The 25,263-nt window shown below is 71.5% G+C and carries 22 protein-coding genes and 1 pseudogene; 11 read left to right on the forward strand and 12 right to left on the reverse strand.

Annotated features, from left to right (window positions below; translation table 11 throughout):
* Positions 1-56: 56 nt before the first annotated feature.
* The 3 genes and pseudogenes from ACIRD3_RS32440 to ACIRD3_RS32450 form a co-directional block, all read right to left on the reverse strand.
* Positions 57-625 (reverse strand): annotated as a pseudogene (locus ACIRD3_RS32440) (molybdenum cofactor guanylyltransferase); the annotation flags it as partial.
* Between the two features lie 55 nt (positions 626-680).
* Entirely contained in the window at positions 681-1,637 is a 957-nt protein-coding gene (locus ACIRD3_RS32445) for an MBL fold metallo-hydrolase (RefSeq protein ID WP_402223724.1), read from the reverse strand.
* Positions 1,638-1,748: 111 nt separating this feature from the next.
* Positions 1,749-2,393: an FMN-dependent NADH-azoreductase gene (locus tag ACIRD3_RS32450; protein ID WP_402223726.1), complete on the reverse strand. Its 645-nt coding sequence runs from the start codon at positions 2,391-2,393 to the stop codon at positions 1,749-1,751.
* A gap of 106 nt (positions 2,394-2,499) precedes the next feature.
* Here ACIRD3_RS32450 and ACIRD3_RS32455 point away from each other — a divergent pair, with 106 nt between their 5' ends.
* Positions 2,500-2,910, forward strand: a complete 411-nt coding sequence (locus ACIRD3_RS32455) for a winged helix-turn-helix transcriptional regulator (RefSeq protein WP_402223727.1) — start codon at positions 2,500-2,502, stop codon at positions 2,908-2,910.
* 100 nt (positions 2,911-3,010) lie between these two features.
* Here the strand turns inward: ACIRD3_RS32455 and ACIRD3_RS32460 are convergent, their stop codons facing one another.
* The gene (locus ACIRD3_RS32460; protein ID WP_402223729.1) at positions 3,011-3,775 is read right to left on the reverse strand and encodes a polyprenol monophosphomannose synthase; all 765 of its coding nucleotides are present in this window, start codon (positions 3,773-3,775) and stop codon (positions 3,011-3,013) included.
* Between the two features lie 329 nt (positions 3,776-4,104).
* On the opposite strand from ACIRD3_RS32460, the gene manA reads away from it, so the two are divergent.
* Positions 4,105-5,304 (forward strand): mannose-6-phosphate isomerase, class I, encoded by a 1,200-nt coding sequence (manA, locus tag ACIRD3_RS32465; protein ID WP_402223731.1) that lies wholly within the window; start codon positions 4,105-4,107, stop codon positions 5,302-5,304.
* A gap of 135 nt (positions 5,305-5,439) precedes the next feature.
* Here manA and ACIRD3_RS32470 read toward each other — a convergent pair whose 3' ends face one another.
* Positions 5,440-6,867, reverse strand: coding sequence for an acyltransferase family protein (locus tag ACIRD3_RS32470; RefSeq protein WP_402223733.1), 1,428 nt, complete (start codon positions 6,865-6,867; stop codon positions 5,440-5,442).
* A gap of 75 nt (positions 6,868-6,942) precedes the next feature.
* Positions 6,943-8,571, reverse strand: a complete 1,629-nt coding sequence (dnaB, locus tag ACIRD3_RS32475; RefSeq protein WP_402223735.1) for a replicative DNA helicase — start codon at positions 8,569-8,571, stop codon at positions 6,943-6,945.
* A gap of 451 nt (positions 8,572-9,022) precedes the next feature.
* On the opposite strand from dnaB, the gene ACIRD3_RS32480 reads away from it, so the two are divergent.
* Positions 9,023-10,372: an MATE family efflux transporter gene (locus tag ACIRD3_RS32480; RefSeq protein WP_402223737.1), complete on the forward strand. Its 1,350-nt coding sequence runs from the start codon at positions 9,023-9,025 to the stop codon at positions 10,370-10,372.
* 121 nt (positions 10,373-10,493) lie between these two features.
* Here the strand turns inward: ACIRD3_RS32480 and rplI are convergent, their stop codons facing one another.
* The 4 genes from rplI to rpsF form a co-directional block, all read right to left on the reverse strand.
* Positions 10,494-10,940 (reverse strand): 50S ribosomal protein L9, encoded by a 447-nt coding sequence (rplI, locus tag ACIRD3_RS32485; RefSeq protein ID WP_402223738.1) that lies wholly within the window; start codon positions 10,938-10,940, stop codon positions 10,494-10,496.
* Between the two features lie 17 nt (positions 10,941-10,957).
* Positions 10,958-11,194, reverse strand: a complete 237-nt coding sequence (rpsR, locus tag ACIRD3_RS32490; RefSeq protein WP_030059640.1) for a 30S ribosomal protein S18 — start codon at positions 11,192-11,194, stop codon at positions 10,958-10,960.
* A gap of 79 nt (positions 11,195-11,273) precedes the next feature.
* Positions 11,274-11,876 carry a single-stranded DNA-binding protein gene (locus ACIRD3_RS32495; protein WP_402223740.1) on the reverse strand — a complete coding sequence of 201 codons (603 nt, stop codon included), beginning with the start codon at positions 11,874-11,876 and terminating at the stop codon, positions 11,274-11,276.
* A 96-nt stretch (positions 11,877-11,972) separates the two neighbouring features.
* A complete protein-coding gene (gene rpsF, locus ACIRD3_RS32500) occupies positions 11,973-12,263 on the reverse strand; it encodes a 30S ribosomal protein S6 (RefSeq protein WP_030233085.1) in 291 nt (96 codons plus the stop codon).
* Between the two features lie 320 nt (positions 12,264-12,583).
* Between rpsF and ACIRD3_RS32505 the strand changes: the two genes are divergently transcribed.
* The 3 genes from ACIRD3_RS32505 (at position 12,584) to ACIRD3_RS32515 (ending at position 15,244) form a co-directional block, all read left to right on the forward strand.
* The gene (locus ACIRD3_RS32505; protein ID WP_402223743.1) at positions 12,584-12,883 is read left to right on the forward strand and encodes a hypothetical protein; all 300 of its coding nucleotides are present in this window, start codon (positions 12,584-12,586) and stop codon (positions 12,881-12,883) included.
* A gap of 194 nt (positions 12,884-13,077) precedes the next feature.
* Positions 13,078-14,196: a lipid II:glycine glycyltransferase FemX gene (locus ACIRD3_RS32510; protein WP_402223745.1), complete on the forward strand. Its 1,119-nt coding sequence runs from the start codon at positions 13,078-13,080 to the stop codon at positions 14,194-14,196.
* Positions 14,197-14,209: 13 nt separating this feature from the next.
* Positions 14,210-15,244, forward strand: coding sequence for an alanine racemase (locus ACIRD3_RS32515; RefSeq protein ID WP_402223747.1), 1,035 nt, complete (start codon positions 14,210-14,212; stop codon positions 15,242-15,244).
* A gap of 33 nt (positions 15,245-15,277) precedes the next feature.
* Here ACIRD3_RS32515 and ACIRD3_RS32520 read toward each other — a convergent pair whose 3' ends face one another.
* Both ACIRD3_RS32520 and ACIRD3_RS32525 read right to left on the reverse strand, forming a co-directional pair.
* Complete coding sequence (locus ACIRD3_RS32520) at positions 15,278-16,855, reverse strand: glycosyltransferase family 87 protein (RefSeq protein ID WP_402223748.1); 1,578 nt, start codon at positions 16,853-16,855, stop codon at positions 15,278-15,280.
* Positions 16,856-17,010: 155 nt separating this feature from the next.
* Complete coding sequence (locus ACIRD3_RS32525) at positions 17,011-19,488, reverse strand: transglycosylase domain-containing protein (RefSeq protein ID WP_402223750.1); 2,478 nt, start codon at positions 19,486-19,488, stop codon at positions 17,011-17,013.
* 536 nt (positions 19,489-20,024) lie between these two features.
* On the opposite strand from ACIRD3_RS32525, the gene ACIRD3_RS32530 reads away from it, so the two are divergent.
* The 5 genes from ACIRD3_RS32530 (at position 20,025) to ACIRD3_RS32550 (ending at position 25,222) form a co-directional block, all read left to right on the forward strand.
* The gene (locus tag ACIRD3_RS32530) at positions 20,025-20,726 is read left to right on the forward strand and encodes a PadR family transcriptional regulator (RefSeq protein WP_402223752.1); all 702 of its coding nucleotides are present in this window, start codon (positions 20,025-20,027) and stop codon (positions 20,724-20,726) included.
* A gap of 124 nt (positions 20,727-20,850) precedes the next feature.
* Positions 20,851-21,933 carry an inositol-3-phosphate synthase gene (locus tag ACIRD3_RS32535; RefSeq protein WP_402223754.1) on the forward strand — a complete coding sequence of 361 codons (1,083 nt, stop codon included), beginning with the start codon at positions 20,851-20,853 and terminating at the stop codon, positions 21,931-21,933.
* Positions 21,934-22,067: 134 nt separating this feature from the next.
* The gene (locus tag ACIRD3_RS32540; protein ID WP_402223756.1) at positions 22,068-23,387 is read left to right on the forward strand and encodes an MFS transporter; all 1,320 of its coding nucleotides are present in this window, start codon (positions 22,068-22,070) and stop codon (positions 23,385-23,387) included.
* A gap of 108 nt (positions 23,388-23,495) precedes the next feature.
* Positions 23,496-24,152 (forward strand): hypothetical protein, encoded by a 657-nt coding sequence (locus ACIRD3_RS32545; RefSeq protein ID WP_402223758.1) that lies wholly within the window; start codon positions 23,496-23,498, stop codon positions 24,150-24,152.
* A 32-nt stretch (positions 24,153-24,184) separates the two neighbouring features.
* Entirely contained in the window at positions 24,185-25,222 is a 1,038-nt protein-coding gene (locus ACIRD3_RS32550) for a hypothetical protein (protein ID WP_402223760.1), read from the forward strand.
* Positions 25,223-25,263 lie beyond the last annotated feature (41 nt).

Raw genomic sequence — 25,263 nt, forward strand, 5'->3', positions numbered from 1 at the left:
GACGGGAGCAGTGCGGCCCCGGCTCGCCCCGGCCCGGCTCGCCTCAACCCCGGTCGCGCTCCCGGGCCTGCTCCAGGTCCTCCCAGGTGTCGCAGTCGTACGCGACGTCGTCGGTGTCGGCGACCCGCAGCCGGGCCAGCCCGCCGACCAGGCGGCGCAGCGGCTGCCCGGCCGGGTCGCCGAGGGCGGCCAGCGCGGCGCGCAGCGGGGCGGTGCGGTACGCGGCGGCGAGCGGCTGGTCGCGCCCGCCCGCGTCGACCAGCACGGCGGCGTCCGCGCCCGCCCCGGCCCGGTCCAGTGCGGCGGCCAGCCGTTCCACCGTCCGCCGGTCCAGGAACGGCAGGTCGGCGGCGAGCAGCAGCACGGTGTCCGCGGTGACCAGGTCGAGTCCGGCGGCGACGGCGGCGACCGGGCCGCCACCGGGCGGCTGTTCCCTGGTCCAGCGGACGCCGGGCCGCTCGGTGGGCCGGGTCGGGCCGACCACGACGGTGGTGCGGGCGTCCGCGCAGGCGGCGAGCACCCGGTCGAGCAGAGTGGTCCCGCCCACGGTCAGGGCGGGCTTGTCGGCTCCGCCGAGGCGCCGGGCGGCACCACCCGCCGGAACGATCACGTCGTACGGCGTCATGCGGCCAGTATCGGCCCTGCCGCAGCGGCCCCGGGACGGGTCTGCGGACGGGGCCTCAGTCGGTCGGGTCGTCCTCGACGATCTCCGCGTCCACGATCTCCGCGTCCTCGGTGTCGTGCCGCGCCGCCGCCCGGGCGGTGTTGGCCTCCGCGCCGAGGTCGAGGATGGCCGGCAGCGTCAGCTCCCCGTACCGCTCGTTCATCGCGGTGACCAGGGCCTCGGGGTCGTCCGGGTGCACGGCCAGCAGCCGGTCGAAGTCCTGCAGGTACTCGGCGGTGAAGGCGAGCACCCGGGCGGCGTCGTCGCCCTGGCCGGGGGCGCGGTGCCCGGCGATCACCCGGTCCACCCCGAGGTCGGCGATCCGGCCGAGGTTGTGTCCCCAGGTGATGCGCTGGGCCGGGGTGGTGTCGGCGGTCCAGACGTGGGTGCCGTTGTAGGCGAAGTCCCCGGCGATCACGGTCCGGATGCTCGGCACGTGGACGACGGTGGAGTTCCCGCAGTCGCCCTGGCCGAGCAGCAGGACGGGGATCACCTGGCGGTCCAGCATGAGCGGCTGCGGCAGCAGCGGAGCGGGGACCAGCGGGTGGTCCGGGATGTCGTCGCCGTACACCGGCTTCCACTGCGCGACCTTGGCGGCGGCGGTGCGCCGGATGCCCTCGACCACCGCCGGGGCGGCCAGCAGCTGCGCGTCGGGGAAGAGCTTCAGCACCTCCTCGGCGCCGAAGTAGTGGTCCGGGTGCTGGTGGGTCACCACGATGGCGAGCAGTCGGCGGCCCTTGCCCGCGACCCACTCGGCGAGTTCGCGTCCGGCGCTGCGGGTGAGCTGGGCGTCCACCAGGATCGCGGTCCGCTCGCCGAGGATCAGCGTGGAGGTGGCGAAGAAGGCCGACTCGGGGCCGGCGAAGACGGCGACCTCCAGCGGCCGGGCGGCCCGCTCGGTCTCCGCGGACGCGTCGGGCGAGGCGTCCGCACGCTCCGCGCCGGCGCTGTCCTCGGGCGGGGACGACGTCACGGGCTTGCTCCCTCTGCTCGGCGGTCGGATTTCCTGCGCCCTACAGCATGGGAGTACCGGTGCCCGATTCGACGGAAGGCGCGCCCGGCGGGGCGCGCCTTCCGGTTCACGTCACACCGCGACCCGGGTGGCAAGCTCCTCGGCCCGGCGGGCGGCCTGCTCCAGGGCGCGGGCCTTGGACTCGGCGGCGTTCGGGATGAAGTCGGCCAGCGCCGGAACGACCGGGGCCATGGTGAACTCGGGGACGATGAAGTCGACCTCCAGGCCGAGTTCGCCCAGCACCTTCCCCAGGTAGGTGGTGACGAACTCGTACGGCTCGCGCGGGGCGCCGGGCGCGTACGAGCCGCCGCGGGAGGCGACCACGGTGACCGGGGTGCCCTTGGCGGACGGTGCCTCGCCGGCGGTGCGGCCCATCAGGATCACCTGGTCCAGCCAGGCCTTGAGGGTCGACGGGATCGTGAAGTTGTACATCGGGCTGCCGATCAGGACGGCGTCGGCCCCCTCCAACTCCGCGATCAGTTCCTCGCGCAGCGCGAAGGCGGCGGCCTGCTCGGCGGTGCGGGCCTCGGCCGGGGCGAATCCGCCGCTGATGCCGTGCGCGTCCAGGTGCGGGACCGGGGCGGCGGCGAGGTCCCGGTAGATCACGGTGCCCTCGGGGTGCTGGGCCTGCCAGGCGGCCCGGAAGGCGGCGGTGACCTCGCGGGAGACGGAGCCGTCGGCGACCGCGGAGGAGTCGATGTGCAGAAGCGTGGGCATGGCGGACCTCCAGAGAATAAGTAGCTGCTGTTTTCGCTGCAGCTGAAAGTACGGTAGCAGCTTACTTTTCTGCAGTCACTAGTGACCGGTCGAGTACCCTGGAGCCATGGCCCAGCACCAGGTAGTGACCGACGGAGCAACCACCGCCCCCGATGCCTGCGGCCCCGTGCCCGAGGGCGCCTGCCAGAACGTCGACCTGGCTCTCGGCCGGGTCTTCACCCTGCTGGGCAAGCGCTGGACGGGCATGCTGCTGGGCGTGCTCAACAACGGGGGCCAGGCCTACTTCTCCGAGCTGCGCCGCGCCGTCCCCGGCATCAGCGAGCGGATGCTCTCCGACCGGCTGACCGAGCTGACCGAGGCCGGACTGGTGGTCCGCGAGGTCGACGCCGGCCCGCCGCTGCGGGTCAGCTACCGGCTCACCGAGGGCGGCATCGCGCTCAAGCCCGCCCTGCACGAGCTGGCCGTCTGGGCCGATCGCTACCTGCCGGAGAGCGCCCTCAAGAGCGGCGGCTGCTGAGGCCCGCCGGTCCTCCCCCGGACATGCGGAAGGGCCCGCCCGCTGTCACCAGCGGACGGGCCCTTCACCCGAGCTTCTCTTCTCAGCGCGTCCCGGCGCCTCAGCGCTTCCCGGCGCCGCGCAGCCGGGCCAGCCGGTCGGACAGACCCCAGGTGGTCACCCGCCACAGCGCCTCGACCACGATGTTGCGGCTCATCTTGGACGCGCCCAGCTCGCGCTCGACGAAGGTGATCGGCACCTCGGCGACCTTGAACCCCGCCTTCACCGTGCGCCAGGCCAGGTCGACCTGGAAGCAGTACCCGGCCGAGGCGACCTCGTCCATCCCCAGGCCCAGCAGGGTCTCCTTGCGGAAGGCCCGGTAGCCGCCGGTGACGTCCTTGATCGGCACGCCCAGCATCAGCCGGGAGTAGGTCGAGCCGCCGCGCGAGAGCAGCAGTCGCGACTTCGGCCAGTTCACCACCCGGCCGCCCGGCACCCAGCGGGAGCCCAGCACCAGGTCGGCGCCGCGCAGGGCGCCCAGCAGCCGGTCCAGCTCCTCGGGCTGGTGCGAGCCGTCGGCGTCCATCTCGACCAGGACGTCGTAGCCGTGGTCGATGCCCCAGCGGAAGCCCGCGAGGTAGGCGGCGCCCAGGCCCTCCTTGCCCTTGCGGTGCATCACGTGCACGTTCGGGTCCTCGACGGCCAGCTTGTCGGCCAGCTCGCCGGTGCCGTCGGGGCTGTTGTCGTCGGCGACCAGCACGTGCACCTCGGGCACCGAAGCGCGCACCCGGCCGACGATCCGCTCGACGTTCTCCGCCTCGTTGTAGGTCGGGATGATCACCAGGACCCTGCCGAGATCAGCAAAACTCTGCTGGTTCACGGTCACGTACAAACCTCTCGGCCGAAGGCGGGGAATCTCGGAGCACCGTCGCCCGCACCATGGAACGCGGCTCCACCGGCAGCCCTCCGACGGGGTGACCACGGTGGGGGACTGCGCGCAGGGCGGAGACTACTGCGTCCTGGCATCCTACTACCGAGCCCGGGAACCACCGGTCCGACCGAGGCACTCCCACCGGATGCCCACCGTTTCCCCGTGGGTGACACCGTTCGGCTAGGGTCGATGCCCTTGCCCGTGCCCGGACCGCCCGCAGCGCCGGGCCCGCCCCCGGCCATCCGGCACACCGGCCCAGACCGCGAAGGAGTAGGACCGCGCGCATGGACAGGCTCGTCAACACCGTCCGCCCGTACGCCTGGGGGTCGCTCACGGCCCTGCCCGAGCTGCTCGGGCAGCAGCCGACCGGGGAACCGCAGGCGGAGTTGTGGATGGGCGCCCACCCCGGAGACCCCTCCCGCGCCGACCGCGGGGACGGCCCGCGCCGACTGGACGAGCTGATCGCGGCCGACCCCGAGGGCGAGCTGGGCGCAGCGACCGTGGCCAGGTTCGGCCCGACCCTGCCGTTCCTCTTCAAGGTCCTCGCCGCGGGCACCCCGCTGTCGATCCAGGCCCACCCGACGATCGAGCAGGCCCGCGCCGGCTTCGCCGCCGAGAACGCCCTCGGCATCCCGCTGGACGCCCCCGAGCGCAGCTACCGCGACGCCAACCACAAGCCCGAAATGATCTGCGCCCTGGGCGAGTTCGAGGGCCTCTGCGGCTTCCGCACGGTCAACGGGGCGGCCGAGCTGATGGCCAGGCTCTCGGTGCCCGAGCTGGAGCCGCTGATCGACCTGCTCGGGGTCGAGGACGAGACCGAGGCGCTGCGCGGCACGCTGGCCGCCATCCTCACCATGGACGACGAGACCGCCGTGAAGACCGTCCGGGCGACCGCCGGGACACTGGCCGAGTACGACACCGGCGATCCGGACTGGTACTACGCCCCCTACGCCCGGATCGCCAAGGACTTCCCGGACGACCGCGGTCTGCTCGCCGGCATGCTGCTCAACCACTTCCGGCTGCGGGCCGGCGAGGCGCTCTACCTGGGCGCCGGGGTGCCGCACGCCTACCTGTCCGGCGCCTGCGTCGAGCTGCAGGCCAACTCCGACAACGTGCTGCGGGCCGGCCTCACCCCGAAGCACATCGACGTGCCGGAGCTGCTGAAGGTCGTGGTCTTCGAGTCCGGCGCCCCCGCGGTGCAGACCCCGGTCGAGGTCGAGGCCACCCCCGGCGAGGAGCTCTACCCCGTTCCGATCGACGAGTTCCGGCTGTCCCGCTTCGTGCTGGACGGCGTCGAGCGCGCGATCGACGGCCGCACCCCGCAGATCCTGCTCTGCACCGAGGGCACCGCCCGGCTCACCGCCGCCGACGGCACCGTCCTCGACCTCGCCCGCGGCCAGTCCGCCTTCCTCCCCGCCACCGGCACCCCGACCCGCCTCACCGGCGCCGGCACCACCCTCTTCCGGGCCACCGTCACCCTCTGACGCCCCGCCGCTCCGACGGCACGACGGCACGACGCGCCGACGAACACAGGCGCGGGCAGAACACGGGGCCGGGCAGCAGGAACCCTCCTGCTGCCCGGCCCCGTTCCGTCGGCCGACGCCCCCGCCCGGCCGCGCTCAGCCGGTCGGCTTGCCCTGACCCTGCCCCGCGCCCACCAGCGCCGGCTCCGGCTCCGCCCCCGAGGCCTGGGCCGGGACGAAGGCCACCGCCGGGGCCGGCGCCTCCAGCGACTGCGGCGGCCACCGCCGGTTCGCCGCCTTGGTCAGCTTCCGGCCCAGGTTCTGGAACGGCAGCTCCACCAGCCGGTACACCAGCCAGCAGACCACCAGCAGCACCGCGACGTACCCGGCCACCCAGGACCACCGCTCCACGAACGTCAGCGAGGCCAGCTTGTCCGGGTAGAAGTTCCGGTCCCAGCCGAACCGCCAGAGCAGGAACGTCTTCACCGGCCAGTGGAACAGGTAGACCGAGAAGCTCACCGCGCCCAGCCAGACCAGCGGACGGGGCAGCCGGCGCTTGCGCAGCAGGAAGAAGAAGCCGAACGAGGCCCACGCCGCCAGGTAGGCGTTGGTCCACGCCGTCCAGGTGAAGGTCGAGGTCGCGTGCGCCATCGCGCCCCGGTTGTACATCCACCCCACCAGGGCGCCGGCCACCACCACGAAACCGACGGTCAGCCAGGCCTCGATCCGGGCGATCTGCCCGTGCTGCGCCCGGTAGATCACCGTGCCGGCGAACATCGTCGCGAAGATCGTGAAGGTCTCGTACGCGGTCGTCCGGCCGTTGGTGAACACCAGGAACAGGCCGAGCCCGCCCAGCAGCAGACCGCCGGTCCGGGCCAGGGAGGCGTTGCCGCTGAGCATGCAGAGCAGGCCCATGCCCACGATGGCCACGGCGGCGACCGTGAGGTTGGTGATCGCGCCGAGGCCGGTCTGCAGGCTGTAGGACGGGATCCAGACGCCCAGCGCGAGGGCGATCGCCGCCGCCCCGACCGCGATCGGTGCGCTGCGCCGGTGCCAGGCGAAGGTGAAGAGGCTGCTGACGAAGAAGTAGAAGAGCATCTCGTACGTCAGCGTCCAGCTCACGCTGAGCCCGTTGACGACGCCCAGCACGTCCGTCAGCATCAGGCCGTTGCCGGCCAGCCACAGCTTGTCGTGGTGGTAGCCGTTGAAGGTGAGGACCTGGTAGTCGTGCGGCAGGACGAGCTCGGCGAACAGCATGCTGACGATCAGCGCCGGGTAGATCCGGAAGACCCGGCCGATCCAGAAGGCCCGGACGTCACCGCGGCGCTCCAGCGAGGCCGGGATGATGTACCCGCTGACGATGAAGAACGCGATGACCCCGTAGAAGCCGAGGTCGAAGTTGGCCGAGACGGTGGCGCCGTGCGGGATCAGCTTCAGGATTTCGAAGTGATGGGCCGCCACCGCGAGCGCGGCGATCCCGCGCAGCGCGTCCAGCCACCCGAGCCGGCTCGCCGGCGCCGCGGCGCGTTCGCCCCGCCCGGCTCTCCGTGCTCCCCATCGAGCCAGTGATCCCTTGGTCGTCATCCGCCGGACATTAGCCCATTCGGGTGAGCCCGACCCCGGCCGGGGTCGGCCCCGAACGAACCGCTGTCCGTACGGTCAGTCCCGGGTCATGTCGACGAAGCGCGAGTAGTGGCCCTGGAAGGCCACCGTGATGGTCGCGGTCGGGCCGTTGCGGTGCTTGGCGACGATCAGGTCGGCCTCGCCGGCGCGCGGGGACTCCTTCTCGTAGGCGTCCTCGCGGTGCAGCAGGATGACCATGTCGGCGTCCTGCTCGATCGAGCCGGACTCACGCAGGTCGGAGACCATCGGGCGCTTGTCGGTGCGCTGCTCGGGTCCACGGTTCAGCTGGGAGAGCGCGATGACCGGGACTTCCAGCTCCTTGGCCAGCAGCTTGAGGTTACGGGACATGTCCGAGACCTCCTGCTGGCGGTTCTCGGCCCGGCGGGAGCCGCCGGACTGCATCAGCTGGAGGTAGTCGATGACGATCAGCTTGATGTCGTTGCGCTGCTTGAGCCGACGGCACTTGGCGCGGATCTCCATCATCGACAGGTTGGGCGAGTCGTCGATGAACAGCGGCGCCTCGCTGACGTCGGGCATCCGGCGGGCGACCCGGGTCCAGTCGTCGTCCGTCATGTTCCCGGAGCGCATGTGGTGCAGCGCGACCCGGGCCTCGGCGGAGAGCAGGCGCATGGCGATCTCGTTGCGCCCCATTTCGAGCGAGAAGATCACGCTCGGCAGCTTGTGGTGGATCGAGCAGGCCCGCGCGAAGTCCAGCGCGAGGGTGGACTTGCCCATCGCGGGACGGGCCGCGATGACGATCATCTGGCCGGGGTGCAGGCCGTTGGTGAGCTGGTCGAAGTCCGCGAAGCCGGTCGGCACGCCGGACATCTGGCCGTTGCGGGAGCCGATCGCCTCGATCTCGTCGAGGGCGCCCTCCATGATGTCGGCGAGCGGCGCGTAGTCCTCGTTGGTGCGCTGCTCGGTGACGGCGTAGATCTCCGCCTGGGCCGCGTTGACGATCTCGTCCACGTCGCCCTCGGCGGCGTAGCCCATGCCGGCGATCCGGGTGCCCGCCTCGACCAGGCGGCGCAGCACGGCGCGCTCGTGGACGATCTGGGCGTAGTACTCGGCGTTGGCCGCGGTCGGGACGGAGTTGACCAGGGTGTGCAGGTAGGAGGCGCCGCCGACGCGCTGCAGCTCGCCGCGCTTGGTCAGCTCGCCGGCCACGGTGATCGGGTCGGCCGGCTCGCCCCGGGCGTAGAGGTCGAGGATCGCGCCGTGGATCATCTCGTGCGCGGGCCGGTAGTAGTCGGCCGGCTTGAGCACCTCGACCACGTCGGCGATGGCGTCCTTGGACAGCAGCATGCCGCCGAGGACGGACTGCTCGGCCGCGAGGTCCTGCGGGGGGACGCGCTCGAAGCCGTCCACGCCGCCCTCGCCGTCGCCCTCACCCCGCCGCTGCCAGCCGCCGTCCCGCTGGCCGCCCTCGCGCCCGGAGCCGTTCCGGCCGCCCTTGCCGCCCTGGAAGCCGCCCTTCTGGAAGCCGTCGCGGCCACCGCCCTGGCCGTCCTGGCCGTTGCGGCTGCGCGAGACCGGGAGCCGGTCGCCGGGGCCGTCCGGGAAGGGGGCGTCGTCGAAGGCACCGGCCGGGAAGGGGTCCTCGGCGTTCTGCCAGTCCTCCTCCGGCGGCGGGGCGTCGTGGTCGTCGTACTGGGGGCCGGTCACGCGTGTTCCCCGATCAGCGAGTGGTGCGAGTTGGAGCGGGCCTTGCCGGTGGCTGGGTGGAGCGGATCCGCTCCTCTTTGTACGCCACGGCTCCGACAAATCGGACGCCGGGGCGCTGGGAGTGTCGGGCGGACGGCCCACGCTAAGGCGCCGGACGCCCTTGCGCCAAGACGGTTATCCACAGGGGGTGTGGATGAGCGGCCCCGGCCTGTGGAGAACTGCCGCAAAGCTGTGGACACCCCTGTGGACGTCCCTGTGGATAACCGGACGATCGATCCACCGTCAACTTGCTGACCTGGCATTACCTCTTCCAGGGCCTGTGCATGAGAAATTCTTCACACACCTCCGAACGGCTGTGGGCACAGAGCGGCCCAACCGCATCGCTCAAGATTTCGAGTAATGGTCACATTGGCCTTCCGTCCATTACCTGTGGATGAGTAGCCTGGAGCCCATGACCGCCTCGCCGCCCCACGACACCCAGCCGGCCACCGCCCGGCGTCGGCACGACCGGGAGATCCTCTCCCTGGCCGTCCCGGCCTTCGGCGCGCTGGTCGCCGAGCCGCTCTTCCTGATGGCCGACTCGGCGATCGTCGGACACCTCGGCACCCCCCAGCTGGCCGGGGTCGGCGTCGCCTCCGCCGCGCTCACCACCGCGACCGGCGTGTTCGTCTTCCTCGCCTACGCCACCACCGCGGCGGTCGCCCGCCGGATCGGCGCCGGGGACCGCCGGGGCGCGGTGCAGCAGGGGGTCGACGGCATCTGGCTCGCCCTCGGCCTGGCCGTCCCGGTGGTCCTGGCCACCCTGCTGGCGGCCCCGTGGGTGGCCGGGGTCCTGGGCGCCTCGCCGACCGCCGCGCCGTACGCGGTGACGTACCTGCGGATCAGCTCCCTCGGCATCCCGGCGATGCTCATGGTGCTGGCGGCCACCGGCGTGCTGCGCGGCCTCCAGGACACCCGCACGCCGCTGGTGGTGGCCGTGGCGGGCTTCACCGCGAACATCGGCCTGAACGCCGGCCTGGTGTACGGCGCCGGGCTCGGGGTGGCCGGCTCGGCCTGGGGCACCGTGCTCGCGCAGACCGGGATGGCGGCCGCCTACCTGGTCGTGGTGGTGCGCGGCGCCCGCCGGGAGCGGGCCTCGCTGCGCCCGGACGCGGCGGGCATCCGGGCCTGCGCCAGGGCGGGCGGCCCGCTGCTGGTCCGGACGATCAGCCTGCGCGCGGTGCTGATGATCGCCACCGCGGTGGCCGCCCGGCTGGGCGACGACCAGGTGGCCGCGCACCAGATCACCATGACGCTGTTCAGCTTCCTGGCCTTCGCGCTGGACGCCATCGCGATCGCCGGTCAGGCCATCATCGGCCGCTACCTGGGTGCCTCGGACGTCCCGGGCGCCAGGGCCGCCACCCGGCGGATGGTCGAGTGGGGCATCGGCTCGGGGGTGGTGCTCGGCCTGCTGGTGGTCGCCGCCCGCCCGCTGTACGTCCCGCTGTTCACGCCCGACCCGGCCGTCCACGCCCAGCTGGACACCGCCCTGCTGCTGCTCGCGCTCAGCCAGCCGGTGGCCGGCCTGGTCTTCGTCCTGGACGGCGTGCTGATGGGCGCCGGGGACGGCCCGTACCTGGCCCGGGCCGCGCTCGCGACCCTGGCGGTGTTCGCCCCGGCGGCCTTCGCCGTCCCGGCCACCGGCGTCGGACTGGCCGGGCTCTGGTGGGCGATGAACCTGTTCATGCTGGTCCGCGCCGCCTTCCTGGTCGGGCGCGCCCGCGGCGGCAAGTGGCTGGTCACCGGGGCCGTGCGCGGCTAGCCGCGCGCCGGGCGGGCCGGCTCCGAGGCACGGGCGGGCTGGCGCGGGCGGGGGCCGCCCCGGGAACGACCGAGGGCCGGACTCCGGGAGGAGTCCGGCCCTCGGGCCACTGCTACGGAACTCAGGCAGCGACGACCGCGATGTCCAGGTTGGCCTGGACGTCGGAGTGCAGCTTGACCGAGACCTTGTGGGTGCCCACGGTCTTGATCGGCGAGGCGATCGCGACGGCGCGCTTGTCCACCGACGGGCCGCCGGCGGCCTTGATGGCCTCGACGACGTCGGCCTGGGTCACCGAGCCGAACAGACGGCCGGCGTCGCCCGAGCGGACGGCCAGCTTGACCTGGACGCCCTCGAGCTGACCCTTGACCTCGTTGGCGGCCTCGAGGGTCTGGATCTCGTGGATCTTGCGGGCGCGACGGATGGCGTCGACGTCCTTCTGACCACCCTTGGTCCAGCGGATGGCGTAGCCACGCGGGACCAGGTAGTTGCGGGCGTAGCCGTCCTTGACCTCGACGACCTCGCCGGCGGAGCCGAGACCCGGCACCTCGTGCGTGAGGATGATCTTCATTACTCGGTCACCCTCTCTTAGCGCGCGGTGCTGGTGTAGGGCAGCAGCGCCATCTCACGGCTGTTCTTCACGGCCGTGGCGACGTCACGCTGGTGCTGGGTGCAGTTGCCGGTGACCCGGCGGGCACGGATCTTGCCGCGGTCGGAGATGTACTTCCGCAGCAGGTTCGTGTCCTTGTAGTCAACGTAGTTGACCTTGTCCTTGCAGAAGACGCAAACCTTCTTCTTCGGCTTGCGAGCAGGCGGCTTCGCCATTGTGTGCTCCATTTGGGGTTCACGGCCCGGCGGGCGTCCGGGGACGCCGACGGCCGGGCCGCACGAAATCTGTCAGCTCTTAGAACGGGGGCTCTTCCGAGTAGCCGCCGCCACCACCGGACGGGGCACCCCAGCCGCCGCCCTGGTTTCCACCGGACGGGGCGCTGGAGGCCCAGGGGTCCTCGGAGGGGCCGGACTGGCCGCCGGAGTTGCCACCCCAGCTGCCGCCCTGCTGGCCGCCACCGCCGCCGCCCCAGCCGCCACCGCCCTGGCCGCCGCCCTGCTGGCCGCCGAAGCCGCCACCGGGGCCGCCGGACCGGTTGGCCCGGGTGACCTTGGCGGTCGCCGACCGCAGGCTCGGGCCGACCTCGTCGACCTCGACCTCGAAGACCGTCCGCTTCTCGCCTTCCTTGGTCTCGTAAGACCGCTGGCGCAGTCGGCCCTGCACGATGACGCGCATGCCGCGCTGCAGCGACTCGGCCACGTTCTCCGCCGGCTGCCGCCAGACGTTGCACGTGAGGAAGAGGCTCTCGCCGTCCTTCCACTCGTTCGTCTGACGGTCGAAGGTGCGGGGGGTGGACGCGATGCGGAACTTCGCGACCGCCGCACCCGACGGGGTGAAGCGCAGCTCGGGGTCGTCGACGAGATTGCCGACGAGGGTGATGACGGTCTCGCCTGCCATGGTGGTGATGACCTCTCGGGAAGATGTCCGTTCACCGCTGTTTCACGTGAAACAGCGGACGCGAGCTACCCGAGACCCGAAGGCCTCAGAGGTGGCTCAGTGGGTGTCCGGGCGCAGGACCTTGGTCCGCAGAACCGACTCGCTCAGGCCCATCTGGCGGTCGAGCTCCTTGACGACCTCAGGCGTGGCCTTCAGGTCGATGACCGAGTAGATGCCCTCGGACTGCTTGTTGATCTCGTAAGCCAGACGGCGACGACCCCAGGTGTCGACCTTCTCCACCTTGCCGCCGCCGTTGCGGACGACAGTGAGGAAGTTCTCGATCAGGGGGGAGACAGCGCGCTCCTCGACCGACGGGTCGAGGATCACCATCACCTCGTAGTGACGCATGGGTAACCCACCTCCTTTGGACTCAGCGGCCACGGTCTCTCCGTGGCAGGAGGGTTGTGCGTAGCGTCGGCACCGGAGCAGTGACGACTCCGGCCCACCGTAGCGGGCGGGTCAGACAGTCGGGCCCCGCACCACCCGGAAGGGGGTGTCACCCGGAAGAGGGCGCAGGGGGGCACAACTACACCAGTGCAGACGGCACAGCCTACCCGCACCCGTACGGCCGAACAAAACGCATAGGGGTTGTGAGAGCGACCCAAGCGCCGCAATCTGGACGGAACGGGATTCCTGCCCGTTCGTCTCCACGCCAGGAGGTGGGACTCATGGCCCAGTCCGTCCACCGCATGCCCGCGCTCACGCTGAACACCGACGGCCACCCGCACCCCCGCGAGAACACCCTGGTCGCCATCACCGCGGTCCTGGGTGTGATCGCCTTCACCACCTCGTTCTTCTACAACCTGCACGTGCTGACCTCGTGGACCGGCCTGGCCGGCATCGTCACGGGGCTGTACGGCATGTTCGTCTCGGTGACCACCGCCGAGCGCTTCGTCCTGATGATCACGCTCGGCGCGTCCGCGGTCGGCTTCTACCTCGGGATCGCCCGCGGCGGTCTCTGGGGCTGAGCCCGCGCCCCGCGGGACGGCCCCGCCGGGCGCGTCCGGAACCCTCGGCGCCCCCTTCGCGTATCTGCAAGGAGACAGGTACGCGACGGGGGCGCCGTCGTGCCCGCCCGCGACGGGCGCCCGGGCCCCGGACGATAAGGTCAGCCCGAGAACCCGGGGCCCACCGCAGCCCGACCGACGAGGAGCACCGAGCAATGAGCCTGCGCCTGAGGACGATCACCCGCGAGGAGCACCTCGCCTTCATCAGGAGCCGCGCCTCGGCCAGCCACATGCAGGTGCCGTCGTGGGGCGACGTCAAGGCCGAGTGGCGGTCCGAGTCGATCGGCTGGTTCGACGACTCCGACCAGATCGTCGGCGCCGGCCTGGTGCTCTACCGCCAGCTGCCGAAGCTCAAGCGGTACCTCGCCTACCTGCCCGAGGGCCCGGTCATCGACTGGTTCGACCGGGACCTGGACCGCTGGCTCTCCCCGATGCTGGCGCACCTGAAGGCCCAGGGCGCGTTCTCGGTGAAGATGGGCCCGCCGGTGGTCATCCGCCGCTGGAACGCCCCCACCATCAAGGAGGCCATCGCCGGCAAGCAGGCCAAGCGCCTGCGCGACGTCGAGGCCGACTGGTACGAGGCCCGCGCCTTCGAGGTGGCCGACCGGCTGCGCAAGTCCGGCTGGCTGCAGGGCGAGGACGGCGGCGCCGGCTTCGGCGACGTCCAGCCCCGCTACGTCTTCCAGGTGCCGCTGGCCAACCGCTCGCTGGACGACATCCACAAGAACTTCAACCAGCTGTGGCGCCGCAACATCAAGAAGGCCGAGAAGAGCGGCGTCGAGGTGTTCCAGGGCGGCTACGACGAGCTGCCGATCTTCCACCAGCTCTACCTGGTCACCGCCGAGCGCGACCGCTTCACCCCGCGCCCGCTGTCCTACTTCCAGCGCATGTGGAAGGCCCTCACCGCCGAGGACCCGAACCGCATGCGGCTGTACATCGCCTACCACGAGGGCGAGCCGCTGGCCGCCACCACGATGCTCGTGGTCGGCGAGCACGTCTGGTACTCCTACGGCGCCTCGGCCAACCACAAGCGCGAGGTCAAGCCGTCCAACGCCATCCAGTGGCGGATGATGCGCGACTCCTACGCCCTCGGCGGCGGGGTGTACGACCTGCGCGGCATCAGTGACACCCTGGACGAGAACGACCACCTGTTCGGCCTGATCCAGTTCAAGGTCGGCACCGGCGGCCAGGCGGCCGAGTACCTCGGCGAGTGGGACTTCCCGCTGAACAAGCTGCTGCACAAGGCCCTCGACCTCTACATGTCCCGCCGCTGAGGAGGCTGACCCGATGACGCTGTCGCTCTACCTCGACACCGAACGCTGGCGCACCCACCAGCGCTCCGTCCTCGCCGAGTTCCCCGGTCTGGTGCCGGTCGCCAAGGGGAACGGCTACGGCCTGGGCAACCACCGGCTGGCCGAGGAGGCGACGCTGCTGGGCACCGGTGTGCTCGCCGTCGGTACCGCGTACGAGGCGGCCGACGCCGCCGAGTGGTACGGCGGCGAGCTGCTGGTGCTCACCCCGTACCGGGTCGGCGAGGAGGTGCTCCCGCTGCCGCACGCCCGGGTGATCCGGACGGTGGCGAGCGTGGACGCGCTGCGGTCGCTGCACGGTGCCCGGGTGGTGCTGGAGTGCATGACCACCATGCGCCGGCACGGCGTGAGCGCCGCCGACCTGCGCACCGTCGCCGCCGAGCTGGAGGGCGTCGCGTTCGAGGGCCTGGCGCTGCACCTGCCGATGGACCGGCCGGACGGCTCCAGCCCGGTCGAGGAGGTCGCGTACTGGGTGGACACCGCCCGCGCGGCCGGCGTCCCGGTGCACACCGTGTTCGTCAGCCACCTCGGCGCGGCCGGCATGGAGCAGCTGGCCCAGCGCTACCCGGAGACCGTCTTCCGGGCCCGGATCGGCACCCGGCTCTGGCTGGGCGACCACGCCGCGCTGGAGGTCCGGGCCACCGTCCTGGACGTCACCCCGGTGAAGAAGGGCGACCGCTACGGCTACCGCCAGCACCCGGCGCCGACCGACGGCCACATCCTGGTGGTCGCCGGCGGCACCGCGCACGGCATCGGCCTGGAGGCGCCCAAGTACGTGCAGAGCATGGGCGCGCGGGCCAAGGGCATCGCCCGGGCCGGCCTGGCGACGGTCAACAAGACCAAGTCGCCGTTCCACTGGGCCGGCAAGCAGCTCTGGTTCGCCGAGCCGCCGCACATGCAGGTCTCGCTGCTGTTCCTGGACGGCGAGACCAAGCCCCCGGCGATCGGCGAGGAGCTCGGCCTCCAGGTCCGCCACACCACCACGCACTTCGACCGCGTGGTGGACCGCTAGGCACACCCCTTCACCGGGTTTGCCGGGCTCGGTTCACGGCTTCTCGGCCGGCTCCGGCAGGTGCGGCTCGTTCAGCCACTGCTCGGGGCCGGCCGGCGCGAACGCGGCGTAGGTCTCCTCCTCGCGCAGCCGCCGGGCGGTGCCCAGCACGAACACGTCCGGGGCGCGGTCCAGCACCCCGCCGGAGGGGTCGTCGCTGCCGTCCCAGCGGACCGGGTCGCGGTCCGGGTACAGGACGTCGCGGACGACCAGGGTGACCAGGTACAGCGTGCCGATCAGGTGCAGCCCGATCGCGAACTGGTACCAGGCCTCGCCGATCCCGTGCTGCTTGGGCCCGGTGACGAAGCCCAGGTGGGACCAGATGCCCAGGGTGTAGAGCACCTCGCAGGCCTGCCAGATCAGGAAGTCCCGCCAGCGCGGCCGGGCCAGCACCGCGAGCGGCAGCAGCCAGAGCGCGTACTGCGGCGAGTACACCTTGTTGACCAGCACGAACAGCGCGACCACCAGGAAGGCCAGCTGGGCGAAGCGCGGTCGTCGCGGCGCCGAGAAGCCGAGCCACGCTATGGCCAGGCAGCCCAGCACCATCAGCACGCCGATGAAGAGGTCGAGGTCGGCCAGTCCGACGCCGCGGACCTGCATCAGGATCAGCCAGAACGAGCCGTAGTCCTCGCCGCGGTGCTTGCTGAACACGTAGAAGGTCGACCAGCCCTGCCAGTTGGCGAGCATGATCGGCAGGTTGACCACCAGCCAGGAGCCCACCGCGCCGCCCAGCACGGCCCGGAACTCACGCCATTTGCCGGCCCGCCAGCAGAGCACCAGCAGCGGCCCGATCAGCAGCAGCGGGTAGAGCTTGGCGGCGGTGGCCAGGCCGATGAAGACGCCGGCCCAGCCCGGCCGGGAGCCGGCCCACCAGGCCATCGCCACGGCGGCGAGCGCGACCGCGAGCAGGTCCCAGTTGACCGTTCCGTTGAGCAGTAGGACGGGCGCCAGCGCGAACATCAGCGCGTCCCAGGGGCGGCGCCGGTGGGTCCGGGTGAGCGCCACCACGGCGACCACCGCGCAGGCCATCAGCAGCCCGGCGTTGATCGCCCAGAACCACTGCTCCTGGCTCTGCTGGTCGCCCCCGCCGGGCGTCAGCCAGGCCGCGACCTGCATGAACAGGCCGGTCAGCACCGGGTACTCCAGGTACTGCAGGTCCCCCGAGGAGCCCGGGATCCGGTCCACGTACGGGTGCAGCCCGGCCGCGAAGCCCCGGCCGGAGAACAGGTGCGGGATGTCGCTGTAGCAGGCGTGGATGTACTGCGGCGAGCCCGGCTGGAACCAGGCCTGCTGGTAGCAGGGCAGCTTCTGCGCCATGCCGAGCACCGAGACCACGATCACCGCGAGAGCCAGGAAGCGCGCCGGGATCCACCAGGAGACGCCCAGCAGCGCCCGGCGTCCGGGCGGCCCGCCGATCACCTCGCTGCCGGCCGCCGCCACCGGGTCCTCGTCGGCCGGGACGACCACGGTGTTGGCCGGCGGCGCGGCCGTAACGACGGCTGCCGGGGTGGGCCCTGCGGCGGCGCCGGACCCGACCGGGCCGGCGGTTTCGTCACGATCGCTCGACGTCATGCCGGACATCCTGCCGCACCATCCCCGCCGGGACGAGGAGCACCCCGCGACGGTCCGCGGCGGTCCGCGGCGGCCGGGGCCGCGAACCGTGACGAAAACGGCGGTGGCGGCCCTCCGAGGAGGACCGCCACCGCCGTCGGCTTCGCGCCGGACCGCTACCCGGCGGCCGGTGCGCCGGTGGGTGTCGTGGTCGGCTTGCCGCCGCCACCGCCCGGCTTGCCGCCACCGCCCGGTGTGGTGGTGTCCGTGGGCGTCGGCTGCTGGGTCTGGCAGCCGCTGGGCAGCCCGGGGATCAGGCAGGTGGTGGTCGGACCCGGCTTCTTGGTCGGCGTGTGGGTCGGCTGGTCGCCGGGGCAGTCCACACCGGGCACGCAGGTCTGGGTGGGCTGCGGCTGCGGCGGCTGGACCGGCTGCGTCGGCTGCTGGGTCTGGGGCGGGGCCGACGGGGTGTCGGCCGTGGTCGGCGTCGGGGCCGCCGTGGCCGTGGACGGCGCACCGGAGGAGTCGACCTCGGTGCCGACCGGCTGCGGGTTCGGGAAGTCCAGCTTCTTCTCGTTGGCCAGCGCGGCCGCCATGTACCGGGTGAAGACGTCGGTCGGGATGTCACCACCGTGGATGGACGCCTTGCCGCCGGTGCCGTTGAGCGAGAGCCGGTCGTGCTTGTTCGGGTCCTCGCGCCACATCGCGACGCTGGTCACCAGCTGCGGGGTGTAGCCGACCCACCAGGCCGACTTGTTCTGGTCGGTGGTACCGGTCTTGCCCGCCACCGGGCGGCCCAGCGCGAGGGTCTTGGTACCGGTGCCCTTCGCCGCCACGTTCACCAGGACGTCGGTGACGTTGTCGGCGACGGCCGGCTCCAGCGCGGTCTTCGGCTCCTTCTTGCCGAAGCCCGGGCGCTCCACGCCGCTGACCTCGACCTTGGTGACCGAGTACGGCTCGGCCTCCTTGCCGCTGGCCGCCAGGGTGCCGTAGGCGGTGGCCATCCGGATCGGGCTGATGGTGGAGGTGCCGAGCGGGAAGGTCGCGGTCTTCGGGTCGGCGAGGCTGTCCTTCTTGACGCCCATCTGCACCGCGATGTCGGCCACGTTCTGCCCGCCGACGTCCTGGTTGAGTTGGACGAAGGGCACGTTGTACGAGTACTGCATGGCCTGCCGCAGCGAGACGTAGCCGCGCTTGCCGGCGTCCTCGTTCTTCTGCCGGTAGGGCTTGCCGTCGTCGCCGATCACCAGCGAGCCGTCCGGCTTGCGGATCTCCGACATGTCGTCGGCGAGGTAGCGGCTGTCGGCGTTGATCCGCTTGGGCTTGCCGTCGTCCCCCTTCGCCGTCTGCACGCCGACCTGCATCGCGGTGGCCAGCACGAAGGGCTTGAAGGTCGAGCCGACCTGGACACCGGTGGCGTCGGCGTTGTTGTCGAAGTGGCCGTTCTCCACGCCGTCGCCGCCGTAGAGGGCGACGATCGCGCCGTCGCCGGGACGGATGCTGGCGGAGCCGAACTGGATGAAGGTGTCGTTGTCCGGACGCTTCTGCGGGTTGAGGTTCTCCGCCTTGACGTCGTCCACGGCCTTCTTCAGGGCGTCGACCTTGTCCTTCTCGAAGGTCGTGTAGATCTTCAGACCGCCCTTGTCGAGCACCTGCTGGGTGATCGTCTTGTCGTTCTGCATCACGTACTTGTTGGCGGTGTCGACCAGGTAGCTGATCTCACCGTTCATGTTCGTGCTGGGCTTGAGCGGGATCGGCGTCGGGAACTCGGTGCACTTGGCCCGCTCCTCGGGGGTGACGGCCTTGGTCTTCACCATCTGGTCGAGGATCCAGGACCACCGCCCCTCGGCCCGCTCCTTGTTGGCCGGGTTGGTGGGGTCGTAGTACGCCGCGCCCTTGAGCAGACCGGCCAGCATGGCGCTCTGGCAGACGGTGAGGTCCTTGGCGTTGATGCCGTAGTACGCCTGGGCGGCCGCCTGGGCGCCGTTCGCGCCGCGGCCGAACCAGCTGGTGTTCAGATAGCCCTTGAGGATCTCGTTCTTCTCGAGCTTCTGGTCGACCTTCAGCGTGATGAAGAACTCCCGCACCTTGCGGGAGATCGTCTGCTCCTGGCTCAGGTAGGCGTTCTTGACGTACTGCTGGGTGATCGTCGAGGCGCCCTGGGTCTCCCCGCCCTTCGCCATGTTGTAGACGGCGCGCAGCATGCCCTTGGGGTCGATGCCGTGGTCGTCGCGGAAGCTCTGGTTCTCCGCGGCGATGACGGCGTTCTGCAGGTTGGGGCTGATGTCGTCGAGCGGCACGATCTGGCGGTTGGTCTGGCCCTTGCGGGTCATCTCGGTGCCGTCGGCCCAGTAGTAGATCGTGTTCTGGCCCTTGACCAGCTCGTTCATGTTGGGGATCTCGGTGGTCTGGTACAGGTAGAACACCAGGCCCACGAAGCAGCTGAAGACGAACAGGAAGCCGCTCAGCCACTGCTTCCAGGACGGCAGCCAGCGCCGGACCCCGGTCTTGCCGAACCGCGGGTAGTCGATGAAGCGCTTCTTGCCCGGCCCGGCGGCCGCGGCCGAGGCCCCGGCGGGACCGCGCCGGCCAGCGCCGCCGCCTCCCTTGCCGCCCTTCTTCTGGGCAGCCTTGCGCATCTCCGCGCGGGTCATCCGTGGCTGCTGCGCGGTCTCCCGGACGCCCGACGGGCGCCGACGGCCGATCCCGTCCGAGCTCAGCTCGTCAGGACCCGGCCCTCCCCGACGGCCGCCGCCTCCCGGGGGCTGCTGCCCGTCACCGCCCGGGTCGGGCGTCCTTCGCCGTCGCTCGCTCATCTTCCAGCTACTCCTCGCCAGGCGTTTCCGACCTGAAGGCAGGGGTTCACGTCCGATGCCCGCCAACCGCCCTGATCCCGGAGGTGGTCCTCGTGCACACGCGACAGCGTACGCAGCAGCGAAATACAACTAATCGGGCATCATTCGCCAATAACCGCAAAACGGCGACAGATCATTACAAGCCCGTTGCCAAGCCCACCCGCGCGTCGGCTTGTGATCACATTCACGCGAGCCCCACTTGCCGGTTCCGGGGGCCGGGTTTACTGTTCTCGATATATCGAGCCGATACATCGAAGCGGAATACCGCCGGACGCGCTGGAATACTGCCGGATACGGCGGCCGGGCGGCGGCCGAGAGGGAGGAGGACGACGGCAGTGGGCAGGCGCTCAGGAGTGCTGGAGTTCGCCGTTCTCGGCCTGCTCCATGACGCTCCGATGCACGGCTACGAGCTGCGCAAGCGGCTCAACATCCTGCTCGGAACCTTCCGGGCACTCTCCTACGGCACGCTCTACCCCTGCCTGAAGAGCCTCGTCGCCCAGGGCTTCCTGGTCGAGGACAACCCGGACGTCGAGTACGTCCCGGCCACGGCTCTCAACGGCAAGCGGTCCAAGATCGTCTACCGGCTCTCCGCCGAGGGGAAGCAGCGCTTCGAGGAACTGCTGGCCGACTCCGGGCCGGACGCCTGGGAGGACGAGCACTTCGGCGTCCACTTCGCGTTCTTCGGCCAGACCGACCGGGCCGTCCGGATGCGCGTCCTGGAGGGGCGCCGCGGCCGGCTGGAGGAACGCCTGGAGCGGATGCGCAATTCGCTGGCCCGCGCCCGCGAGCGGTTCGACGACTACACCGTCGAACTCCAGCGGCACGGGCTGGAGTCGGTGGAGCGCGAGGTCCGCTGGCTCAACGAGCTGATCGAGACCGAGCGGTCCAACCGCACCGGCCGGACCGGACCCGCCACCGGCGGGAACGCGACCGCCGGACCCCCCAAGACTTCGGACGGCCGTGGCCGGGAGAGCGGGTCCTCCGACCCGCCCGGACCGCCGTACGACCGCCCGGGGCGCTCCGCCCAGGAGCGCTGACACCGCGCCAGCCCTGTGCCGCGCGGCAGGATCGGGCGCCTCGCGCCCTTCGAAGCATCATCGATAGAAGCACGAGAGTGCCGCCGGGCTCGGCGGTCCTCATGAGATCACAGGGAGCCCGGACATGGGTTCGGTTCGCGTAGCAATCGTGGGCGTCGGCAACTGCGCCGCGTCGCTGGTGCAGGGCGTCGAGTACTACAAGGACGCCGACCCGGCGAGCAAGGTCCCCGGGCTGATGCACGTCCAGTTCGGCGACTACCACGTCCGTGACGTGGAGTTCGTCGCCGCCTTCGACGTCGACGCCAAGAAGGTCGGCTTCGACCTGGCCGACGCCATCGGCAACAGCGAGAACAACACCATCAAGATCTGCGACGTGCCGCCGACCGGCGTCACCGTGCAGCGCGGCCACACCCTCGACGGCCTGGGCAAGTACTACCGGCAGACCATCGAGGAGTCGGACGAGGCCCCGGTCGACGTCGTCCAGGTCCTGAAGGACCAGCAGGTCGACGTCCTGGTCTGCTACCTGCCGGTGGGTTCCGAGGACGCGGCCAAGTTCTACGCCCAGTGCGCCATCGACGCCAAGGTCGCCTTCGTGAACGCCCTGCCGGTGTTCATCGCGGGCACCAAGGAGTGGGCGGACAAGTTCACCGAGGCCGGCGTGCCGATCGTCGGTGACGACATCAAGTCCCAGGTCGGCGCCACCATCACGCACCGCGTGATGGCCAAGCTGTTCGAGGACCGCGGTGTCATCCTCGAGCGCACCATGCAGCTGAACGTCGGCGGCAACATGGACTTCAAGAACATGCTCGAGCGCGAGCGCCTGGAGTCCAAGAAGATATCCAAGACGCAGGCCGTCACCTCGCAGATCCGCGACCGCGAGCTGGGCGACAAGAACGTCCACATCGGCCCCTCGGACTACGTGGCCTGGCTGGACGACCGCAAGTGGGCGTACGTCCGCCTCGAGGGCCGCGCGTTCGGTGACGTCCCGCTGAACCTGGAGTACAAGCTCGAGGTCTGGGACTCCCCGAACTCCGCCGGTGTCATCATCGACGCCGTGCGCGCCGCGAAGATCGCCAAGGACCGCGGCATCGGTGGCCCGATCCTGTCGGCCTCCTCGTACTTCATGAAGTCCCCGCCGGTCCAGTACTTCGACGACGAGGCCAAGGAGAACGTCGAGAAGTTCATCCGCGGCGAGGTCGAGCGCTGAGCGCCGAGCGACTGATCGGCTGAGCTCCGACAGCGCGTGAGAAGGGCCCACGGTCTCCGGATCGTGGGCCCTTCACGTTTCCGCGGCCGATGTTTCACGTGAAACGACGACCGGATCCATGGCACTCTGGGCGGGTGGCGATCACCGAGAACGGCAGCACCCACCAGTCCGCGCACCGCGCCACGCTCCTCGACCTGCTCCGGGGCCGCGACTTCCGGCGGCTGCTGACCGCCCGGGTGCTCTCCCAGCTGTCGGACGGCGTCTTCCAGGTCTCGCTCGCCGCGTACGTGGTCTTCTCCCCCGAGAAGCAGTCCTCCCCCGCCGACATCGCCTCGGTGCTGGCCGGGATGCTGCTGCCGTTCTCGGTGATCGGTCCGTTCGCCGGGGTGCTGCTGGACCGCTGGCGCCGCCGCCAGGTCCTGTACGTCGGCAACCTGGCCCGCTTCGGCCTGGGCCTGGTCACCGGGGCACTGCTCCTGGCCAAGGCACCGAACTGGCTGTTCATCGCCTCCGCCCTGCTGGTCACCGCGCTCAACCGGTTCATCCTGGCCGGCCTGTCGGCCGCCCTGCCCCGGGTGGTGGAGCAGGACCAGCTGGTCACCGCCAACGCGCTCTCGCCCACCCTCGGAACGGTCGCCGCCGCCCTGGGCGGCGCCGTCGGCTTCCTGCTGCACCAGGTGATCGCCCCCGGCCCGACGGCGGACGCCGCCCTGGTCACCGTGGCCTCGTTGCTCTACCTGTCGGCCGCGCTGGCCGCCCGCCGGATGGACCGCGACCTGCTCGGGCCGGAGCAGCACGACGACCGCCCTGCGCTCGGCCAGGCCCTGGTCCGGGCCGCCGTCGAACTCGGCGCCGCGGTGCGCCACCTGGTGCGGGACTGCCGGCCCGCCGTGCACGCACTGGCCGCCGTCACCGCGGCCCGGTTCTGCTACGGCGTGCTGATCGTGGTCGTGGTGATGCTCGCCCGCTACACCTTCAACGACCCGGCCGACCCCGCGGCCGGCCTGGTCACCCTCGGGCAGGCGGTCGGCCTCTCCGCCGCCGGGTTCTTCATCGCCGCGGTGGTCAGCCCGTGGTGCACCCGTCGGCTCGGGCTGGCCGGCTGGATGACGGCCTGCCTGGTCGCGCCGGTGGTCTTCGTCCCGGCGCTCGGCCTGAGCTTCACGCTGGTGCCCTGCCTGATCGCCGCCCTGCTGCTCGGGGTGGTGACCCAGGGCACCAAGATCTGCGCCGACACCGTGGTGCAGGAGACGGTCGAGGACGAGTACCGCGGCCGGGTCTTCGCCATCTACGACGTGCTGTTCAACGTCGCCTTCGTGGCCGCCGCCATGGTCACCGCGCTGGTGCTGCCGCTGTCCGGCCGCTCGGTCGTGGTGGTCGTCGGGGTCGCCGCGGTGTACGCCGTCACGGCCGTCCTCTACCTGCGCGCCGCGCGACGCCGCCCACTTCCCTGACCGGTTCTCCACGAGTCCCCCGGGGCCTCGGAACGGATGACGTCCGGCCGAGTCGCTAAGGTGTCAGACCTGTCGGAGCGACAGCACTCTGTCTCGGGGGACGAACTGATGAGCACACCGCCCAACCCGTACGGGCCGCCGCACCCGGGGCCGCCCGGCGCCCAGCCCTACGGCGCGCCCGTTCCGCCGCCGGCCAACCCGTACGGGGCGCCGCCGGCCTACGGGCAGCCGCCGCAGCCCGCACCGGCCGGCTACGGCGCACCGCCGTCGTACGGACAGCCGCCGTACGGGCAGGCGCCGTACGGACCGCCGCAGCCGCAGCCGTACGGCCAGCAGCCGGCGGCCGGGGCGTACGGCTACCCGCAGCCCGCCGCTCCGGCACCGGGTACGCCCACCGCCCCCGCGAAGAAGCTCGGCACCAAGTCCAAGCTGAAGGCGGTCGGCCTGGTCGGCGGCGGCATAGCCCTGGTGGTCGGGTACTTCGTCGCCGGGCCGAGCGTCAGCAGCGCCAAGCCCGGCGACTGTGTGCGGGTGAGCGGCTCCCGTGACGTCGAAATCGTCAAGTGCACTGATTCCAAAGCGAATTACCGCGTACTGTCGAAGTTCGAAGGCACCACCGACGTGAACCGCTGCAAGCAGACGCCGCAGACCACGAGCGCCGTCTCGGGCAAGAGCGGCCGCCGCTGGAACAAGAAGCGGTACGTGCTCTGCCTCGGCCCGATGACACCCGCCACCACCGGCCTCCCGCCGGTGAAGAAGTCCTGACCCCTTCCGCCACTCCGTCCCCGGGGGACCACTTGTCCGTTCCGCCTCCGCCCCAGATGCCGTACGGTCCGCCACCCGGCGACGGCAACCCCTACTCCTCCGGCGGTGCCTACGGCGCTCCGCCCCCGCCGCCCGGCCAGCCCGGGTACGGCTACCCGAGCGCCCCGCCGCCCGAGCAGCCGTACGGCTACCAGCAGCCCGCGCCGGGCTACGGCTACGGGTACCCGCCGCAGGGCCCGACGGACGGGGTGACCTGCCGGTTCTGCGGCGGCTACCCGGCGGTGGACGCCACCGTCCGCGGCCACCAGGGCCTGCTGGTGGCCTACCGGATGCTGCGGATGTCCGGCCCGTTCTGCCGCACCTGCGGGACGGCCACCGTGCGCGACATGTCCGCCCGGACGCTGGTCCAGGGCTGGTGGAGCCTGGTGTCGTGGTTCCTGACCCCGATCACGCTGCTGCTGAACCTCGTCCCGCACAACAAGTTCAAGCGGCTGCAGCCGCCCGTCCCGGGCAGCCACGGCCCGCAGCTCGACCCGGGCGTCCCGCTGACCAGCCGGCCGCACATGGCGATGCTGCTGGTGCCGGTCTCGCTGGCGGTCACCGTCGTGCTGGCCGCCACCGGTGTGCTCGGCCCGGCCAAGCACACCCCGTCCGACCCGATCACCGCGGCCCCGGCGCCGTCCCCCTCCGGCCTCACCTTCACGCCGTCGCCGCCGCCGGCCTTCCCGTCGCCGACCTTCACGATGCCGGCGGTGCCGAGCATCACCCTGCCGCCGGTCACCACGCCGAGCGCCGCGGCCGACGACACGGACGCCGTGGACGCGGCCAAGGCGGGCGACTGCCTGCGCAACGAGAACGGCCCGGCCGGCGAGACCACCGACACCCACCCGAAGGTCTCGGTGCTGCCGTGCACCGACGCCAAGGCGCAGTACAAGGTGATCTGGAAGTACCTCGCCACCTCCGACGAGAAGGTCTGCGAGAAGCAGCCGAAGGCGGACAGCTGGTACACCCGCACCTACACCAACCTCCCGGCGCTGAACTACGTGCTCTGCCTCAAGAAGCTCAAGTAGCCCGGCGGAGAACGCGAGGGGTGGCCCCGGCCGAGTGCCGG

This window comes from Kitasatospora sp. NPDC093550 (genome assembly GCF_044764985.1).
Lineage (GTDB): Bacteria > Actinomycetota > Actinomycetes > Streptomycetales > Streptomycetaceae > Kitasatospora.

Bases quoted from the DNA above. Each gene is read 5' to 3' on its own strand.
- rpsR (WP_030059640.1), bottom strand. From the start codon at position 11,194: ATGGCGAAGCCGCCTGCTCGCAAGCCGAAGAAGAAGGTTTGCGTCTTC.
- ACIRD3_RS32520 (WP_402223748.1), bottom strand. From the start codon at position 16,855: ATGACGTCGAGCGATCGTGACGAAACCGCCGGCCCGGTCGGGTCCGGC.
- ACIRD3_RS32450 (WP_402223726.1), bottom strand. From the start codon at position 2,393: ATGCCCACGCTTCTGCACATCGACTCCTCCGCGGTCGCCGACGGCTCC.
- ACIRD3_RS32505 (WP_402223743.1), top strand. From the start codon at position 12,584: ATGGCCCAGTCCGTCCACCGCATGCCCGCGCTCACGCTGAACACCGAC.
- manA (WP_402223731.1), top strand. From the start codon at position 4,105: ATGGACAGGCTCGTCAACACCGTCCGCCCGTACGCCTGGGGGTCGCTC.
- ACIRD3_RS32455 (WP_402223727.1), top strand. From the start codon at position 2,500: ATGGCCCAGCACCAGGTAGTGACCGACGGAGCAACCACCGCCCCCGAT.
- ACIRD3_RS32495 (WP_402223740.1), bottom strand. From the start codon at position 11,876: ATGGCAGGCGAGACCGTCATCACCCTCGTCGGCAATCTCGTCGACGAC.
- ACIRD3_RS32480 (WP_402223737.1), top strand. From the start codon at position 9,023: ATGACCGCCTCGCCGCCCCACGACACCCAGCCGGCCACCGCCCGGCGT.
- ACIRD3_RS32545 (WP_402223758.1), top strand. From the start codon at position 23,496: ATGAGCACACCGCCCAACCCGTACGGGCCGCCGCACCCGGGGCCGCCC.
- ACIRD3_RS32510 (WP_402223745.1), top strand. From the start codon at position 13,078: ATGAGCCTGCGCCTGAGGACGATCACCCGCGAGGAGCACCTCGCCTTC.
- rplI (WP_402223738.1), bottom strand. From the start codon at position 10,940: ATGAAGATCATCCTCACGCACGAGGTGCCGGGTCTCGGCTCCGCCGGC.
- rpsF (WP_030233085.1), bottom strand. From the start codon at position 12,263: ATGCGTCACTACGAGGTGATGGTGATCCTCGACCCGTCGGTCGAGGAG.
- ACIRD3_RS32470 (WP_402223733.1), bottom strand. From the start codon at position 6,867: ATGACGACCAAGGGATCACTGGCTCGATGGGGAGCACGGAGAGCCGGG.
- ACIRD3_RS32535 (WP_402223754.1), top strand. From the start codon at position 20,851: ATGGGTTCGGTTCGCGTAGCAATCGTGGGCGTCGGCAACTGCGCCGCG.
- ACIRD3_RS32515 (WP_402223747.1), top strand. From the start codon at position 14,210: ATGACGCTGTCGCTCTACCTCGACACCGAACGCTGGCGCACCCACCAG.
- ACIRD3_RS32525 (WP_402223750.1), bottom strand. From the start codon at position 19,488: ATGACCCGCGCGGAGATGCGCAAGGCTGCCCAGAAGAAGGGCGGCAAG.